At 30.5% G+C, this 5240-nt stretch carries 8 protein-coding genes; 2 read left to right on the plus strand and 6 right to left on the minus strand.

Annotated elements, in window-relative coordinates:
* From CD111_RS10200 to CD111_RS10210, 3 genes are all read right to left on the minus strand, one after another.
* The coding region (locus CD111_RS10200; protein WP_142380959.1) for a hypothetical protein at nucleotides 1-499 on the minus strand (499 nt) is incomplete at its 3' end.
* Between the two features lie 80 nt (nucleotides 500-579).
* A complete protein-coding gene (locus CD111_RS10205) occupies nucleotides 580-909 on the minus strand; it encodes a nucleoside triphosphate pyrophosphohydrolase family protein (protein ID WP_095088178.1) in 330 nt (109 codons plus the stop codon).
* A 1-nt stretch (nucleotide 910) separates the two neighbouring features.
* On the minus strand, nucleotides 911-1798 hold the full coding sequence (locus CD111_RS10210) for an NAD(P)-dependent oxidoreductase (RefSeq protein ID WP_095088180.1): 888 nt from the start codon (nucleotides 1796-1798) through the stop codon (nucleotides 911-913).
* A 217-nt stretch (nucleotides 1799-2015) separates the two neighbouring features.
* Here CD111_RS10210 and CD111_RS10215 point away from each other — a divergent pair, with 217 nt between their 5' ends.
* On the plus strand, nucleotides 2016-2729 hold the full coding sequence (locus CD111_RS10215; RefSeq protein WP_095088181.1) for a hypothetical protein: 714 nt from the start codon (nucleotides 2016-2018) through the stop codon (nucleotides 2727-2729).
* A gap of 66 nt (nucleotides 2730-2795) precedes the next feature.
* Here CD111_RS10215 and CD111_RS10220 read toward each other — a convergent pair whose 3' ends face one another.
* Complete coding sequence (locus tag CD111_RS10220) at nucleotides 2796-3329, minus strand: N-acetylmuramoyl-L-alanine amidase (protein ID WP_095088183.1); 534 nt, start codon at nucleotides 3327-3329, stop codon at nucleotides 2796-2798.
* Between the two features lie 123 nt (nucleotides 3330-3452).
* On the opposite strand from CD111_RS10220, the gene CD111_RS10225 reads away from it, so the two are divergent.
* The gene (locus CD111_RS10225; RefSeq protein WP_095088184.1) at nucleotides 3453-4376 is read left to right on the plus strand and encodes a diacylglycerol/lipid kinase family protein; all 924 of its coding nucleotides are present in this window, start codon (nucleotides 3453-3455) and stop codon (nucleotides 4374-4376) included.
* Between the two features lie 156 nt (nucleotides 4377-4532).
* Here the strand turns inward: CD111_RS10225 and CD111_RS10230 are convergent, their stop codons facing one another.
* The gene (locus tag CD111_RS10230; protein WP_095088185.1) at nucleotides 4533-4736 is read right to left on the minus strand and encodes a TM2 domain-containing protein; all 204 of its coding nucleotides are present in this window, start codon (nucleotides 4734-4736) and stop codon (nucleotides 4533-4535) included.
* 196 nt (nucleotides 4737-4932) lie between these two features.
* Entirely contained in the window at nucleotides 4933-5142 is a 210-nt protein-coding gene (locus CD111_RS10235; protein ID WP_095088187.1) for a hypothetical protein, read from the minus strand.
* Between the last annotated feature and the right edge of the window lie 98 nt (nucleotides 5143-5240).

The raw sequence follows: 5240 nt of genomic DNA on the forward strand, positions 1-5240 counted from the left end.
TTTGATATTTGTAAATATCATCATCTCTCAATTCATGATACAGTTTATACATCATCTGTATCTCTGGTCTTAAATATTTCACATCATATTCTAAACTATGAAAGTAAATTTTATAATCTTCTATTTCGATATTATAATCATGGCTAAATTGCCATTTATTATCTTTCGTTTCGTATATATACACTTTGATGATTCGCTTTTGTTTATTGCCATCATAAATATAATATTTACTGTAATCTGCTAATTCTTTCTCACTAACGAATTCAAAATTATTTAAAGGTGTTTTTATTACAAATTGAAATTGTTTCTTTGTTAAATATGTATTAAACATATCCATTTCTTCTCTACTAATCGTCACACTAATCATTTCTTTCATGTGCGAATATTCGTTTAAAAATAAATCAACTGCACAGTCTCCACAAACAATATATTGCAAAGGATAGTTTGACATTATCTTCTTTAATTCTTCTAATGATAAATATTGTTCGTTAGATTCCAAATTTCTTACCTCCACAGAAAGCGTTTACACACTTCTCATTTTAGCAGATTTGGAATCTTTAACCAATAGGTATGAACAATTTAATCTTTACGATTTTTTGAATCTTCTTCTTTAAATCCATCTGGATATCTTTTCTGAAGTTTTTCAATATTTCTAAACCCTACATCTTCTAGATTAATATCAAGCGCAGAAGCACAACTTGCGATATACCACATCACATCACCTAGTTCATCTATAAGATCTTCTTTATTCAAATCGTGTCCTTGAAAAACATGCTTTTTTACAATATCAGCAACTTCTCCAGACTCACCAGTTAGACCAAGCGCACCATTTATTAAACTTTGAATAGGTTCATCATTTATAGGACCCATCGTCCTTCTAGCAAGTTGTTGATATTCATTTAATTCCATATTAATTCTCCTTTTTAATTTGATCTTTCAAGTATTGAATAACTGATTGCGTACCCGCTTCATTAAATCCTGCATTACTTAATAATTCATATACTTCTTTTGCTTTTGAAAGCCCCGGCATAAACAATCCCATCTTTTCACTTTCTTCAATCGCAATTTTCATATCTTTTATGAAGTGTTTTACATAAAATCCAGGTGCATAATCATGCTTAACCATTCGAGGACCTAAATTTGAAAGTGACCAACTTCCTGCAGCACCATGTTCTATTGAACTAAAGACTTTTTCAATATCTAACCCCGCTTCTTCGGCGTAAATGATGGATTCTGCGACACCTAACATACCAGCAGCTATAGCGATTTGGTTTGATAATTTAGTATGTTGACCATTTCCACTTTTCCCTTGATAGACAACATTTTTACCTAAAACTTTAAATATATCCACAACTTGATTGTACGTTTCTTCATCGCCTCCAACCATTATTGTAAGTGTTGCTTGCTTTGCACCAACGTCCCCACCAGATACCGGAGCATCTAAACTATGTATATTAAATTCCTTTGCTTTTGAATAAATTTGTTCGGCTAATTGAGGGCTTGAAGTAGTCATATCAATTACGATTGACCCTGATTTAGCATGCTTTAAAATACCATTTTCACCAAAATAGATAGATTCTACATCAGTAGGATATCCAACCATAGAAATAATAACATCACTTTTTTCAGCTAAAATTGAAATCGTTTCACACCATTCTGCCCCTTTGTTAATTAGTTCATCTGCTTTTGATTTAGTTCTGTTATAAACATTTATGTCGTATCCTTCAGTTAATAAATGGCCAACCATGGACTTACCCATTACACCAGTACCTACAAACCCAATTGTTTTTTTATGCATAATGCTTCCTCCTTTAAATAACGTATTACACTAATTATAGCGATTTATATTAAAAATCTAAACTAATTAACTATTTACACTACATTTGATATTAACTCTGAAAGTAATTTTAATTGAATTTTCAATAATTTTCGTTTGATATTAATATTCAGTGGTATAAGTGAGTATTGATACATATGTATCAATACATAAAAACTGAAATCAAGGAGTGTATTTTATGAAAAAATTCTTCGTACTACTACTTTCATCATTTCTGTTCTTAGCAGCATGCGGCAATGGCAGTGATGATAATAGTAAAGACAAATCAGCAGATAAAGAATCTGCAAGTTCAAAATCTAAAGATAGTAAATCTAATGATTCAAGTAAGTCTAAAGATGATAAAGACGCTAAATCTGATAAAGATGACAAACAAGATAAAGATAGTAAATCTGATAATGACAGCACATCTAGCGACTCTAATTCAGAAGATGACGCTAATAGTGACAAAGACGCTGATGGCAATTCATCAAGTAACTCTGATGATAACGGTAATAGTTCAGCAAACAACGCTGATAGCAGTTCTAATGATAGTTCTAATTCGAACAGTGATGCTGCTACTCAATCAAACTCTGAAAATAATAGCAATTCAAACCAAGATCAATCATCTAATAGTAATATGAATTCAGATAATAGCAACGCTGCTATGAACAACAGTCAAACTACATCTGCACTTGGTGCTGAACAAGCCCAACAAATTTATAATGAAACTGGCGTTAATCCATATATAAATTCAATCAATGCAGATTGGAGACAAAAATACGAAGGTGGATTAACAAATCCTGAAAAAGCTTCACTTTCAGCACTAGAACAAGGTACTTATAACGGTCCTGAACAACCAGAACTATTTTATAATGCTTTAGTTCAAATTAAACAACAATATGGTCAATCATAATCTTAAAACTAAGAGAGTATGTCCGAAATCTGTTTTTCAAAGATTTCTTGGACACACTCTCTTTTTTTACATATATTGATTTATGCGTTCAATGAAATAATCTTTCATTTCATTTATAATCCATTCATCTGGCCTACCATCAACTGTTGTCTTCCAATTTGTATGTAATTCTAACGATCGATGTGGGCATTCAGTATCACTAAATTCTAAATGCAATCTAACTGTATCTCTATTAGGAACTAAATTAAAATCAGCCATATCTGAAGCGATAGTCTTAAACGTTTCCTCTTCGTTTAATAAAAATTCTTCATCAGAACTAGATAATGATTCAAGAACTTCATACCCTAAATATTGTTCATTACCTACTGGATTAGCTGTATGCCATGCAATACTATCTCTATCAATTGCCTGCCAAACTTGATTTCTATCAATATAGTAATGCGCGATACCTTGAATATATCTTTCTTCTGGTGCGTTCTTCAATACTTCTCTCCACTCATAAGCATTTAGTTCACTTGCATCATTATGAATCACAACACCGAGTAAGGGTTCTCTTCTTAAATCCATATTATAATTTATATAATCATTTTCTGAAGTCATGTTTTTTCCCTCCGATAGATTACTTTTTTTCATTTTACCATATAACGATTTTATACATATAACTGTTTAATCTCACGAAGGCGTGGTATGTTAAATAAATAATAATTCAGGAGGTATTTGATTATGAGTTATCATTTCCACAAAGGTATATTATTTTATCATAAAGCAGCTGGTCAAGGTGACATTTACAAAGAACTAGGACAAGTTACTGAAAATCTGACACAGTTTTGTGATGATCTAACAATTAAATTAAGTAAAGAAGAAGGACAAATCAAATCGTACTGTAAAGAACTAGCTGATAATAAACATCTAAACGATTACGATGTATGCTTTATACTCGGTGGTGATGGTACATTAAATGAACTTGTAAATGGAATAGTTGATAACAATTTACATATGCCAGTTGGTGTTTTACCAGGTGGAACATTCAACGATTTCACTAAAACGTTAAATTTATCTCCAAAACCTATGCAAGCATCGCGTGATTTATTAAATAGTCACATTAAATCGTTTGATGTATTAGACGTAAATGGCACATACGCATTAAATTTTGCAGGTATTGGACTAATGGTTCAAAATGCTGAAAATGTAGAATCTAGCCATAAAGACATATTAGGTAAATTTAGTTATGTATTCTCAACAATAAAAACAGTCTCTAACCCTGAAATATATAAATACAAATTAACTGCTGATGGTAAGGAATATAACGGAGAAACATCGATGATCTTAATTGCTAATGGTAAACATGTCGGCGGAAGTAAAATTCCATTAGAAGACTTATCACCTAATGATGGTAAAATGAATATATTTATATTTAAGAACCATAATTTAAGTATTATAAATGATTTCTTCAAAATCAAAGATAGTATGAATTGGAATGAAATTAGTGACAATATTACACATATATCTTGTGAAAATGCTACACTAGACACACAACCGAATGCAAAGTTAGATATAGATGGAGAAATTTTATTCGATACACCAGTTGAAATCAAACTCATAAAAGAACGCATTAAATTACTCTATTTAGATGTGGAAACAACATAAACAGATGGTAATATTTATGATCTTTGGCCATTAACGCCCATTCAAAATAATAAAAGCAGAAGAAATTCAGATATGAATCTGATTTTCTTCTGCTTTCTTGAGTTTCGGAAATATTAATAGCCTACTCACGTATTACATTTCGATTACTTGATATAATTAAGCTGGTATATTACCTTCATTGTCTGAAGGCGTTAATAATGCTAAAATCGCACTAATTATAGCAATGATATGTGGTATTCCCGTCCAACAAAACACTAAATGCAATAGGCCAACTACTGGTTTTTGAGCATAAAATTTATGTACTCCAAAATTACCTAATAAAACTGCCAATGCAATATAAATCCACTTATTTACAACCATTTAAGAACCCTCCTCTATTTCAATTAACTATTACTATTATAACTGAAAAAAAGAAATAATTCCCTTATTTAAACTAACAACCATCCCTTAGTAAGTGACATTTTTGTCATATACCTATTTCTAAGCCCAAAAAACAAGTATGGGATATCATACTTGTTTATAAAGGAATATAATTAAATTTGTATCTATCATTATATTAGTTACCTAAAAATTGATTAAATTCAGTTATAAACTGTTCTTTATCATCTTTAGAGTTGTATTTCAAACCACCTAATATAATTGATTGGCTACTTTCTGTAATGAACCCGTAGTCAACTTTATATCTGTTAAATATATTTTTAGCATCCTCTTCGTTGTATTTGTTCTCTAAATCTTCAAATACAAAAATCTTTTTTTCAAAAAACATAACGGCCTCCATAAAACATAATATATAAATATTACAAAACATCATTCGTGTTATCTAGTGGCAATTGATGTAATATTTATCCCAGAATTATATATTAC

Source organism: Mammaliicoccus stepanovicii (assembly GCF_002902525.1).
GTDB classification, from domain to species: domain Bacteria; phylum Bacillota; class Bacilli; order Staphylococcales; family Staphylococcaceae; genus Mammaliicoccus; species Mammaliicoccus stepanovicii.

What these genes read in the sequence shown, in the direction of transcription:
- CD111_RS10205 (WP_095088178.1), bottom strand. Translation starts at nt 909, where the DNA reads ATGGAATTAAATGAATATCAACAACTTGCTAGAAGGACGATGGGTCCT.
- CD111_RS10210 (WP_095088180.1), bottom strand. Translation starts at nt 1,798, where the DNA reads ATGCATAAAAAAACAATTGGGTTTGTAGGTACTGGTGTAATGGGTAAG.
- CD111_RS10215 (WP_095088181.1), top strand. Translation starts at nt 2,016, where the DNA reads ATGAAAAAATTCTTCGTACTACTACTTTCATCATTTCTGTTCTTAGCA.
- CD111_RS10220 (WP_095088183.1), bottom strand. Translation starts at nt 3,329, where the DNA reads ATGACTTCAGAAAATGATTATATAAATTATAATATGGATTTAAGAAGA.
- CD111_RS10225 (WP_095088184.1), top strand. Translation starts at nt 3,453, where the DNA reads ATGAGTTATCATTTCCACAAAGGTATATTATTTTATCATAAAGCAGCT.
- CD111_RS10230 (WP_095088185.1), bottom strand. Translation starts at nt 4,736, where the DNA reads ATGGTTGTAAATAAGTGGATTTATATTGCATTGGCAGTTTTATTAGGT.
- CD111_RS10235 (WP_095088187.1), bottom strand. Translation starts at nt 5,142, where the DNA reads ATGTTTTTTGAAAAAAAGATTTTTGTATTTGAAGATTTAGAGAACAAA.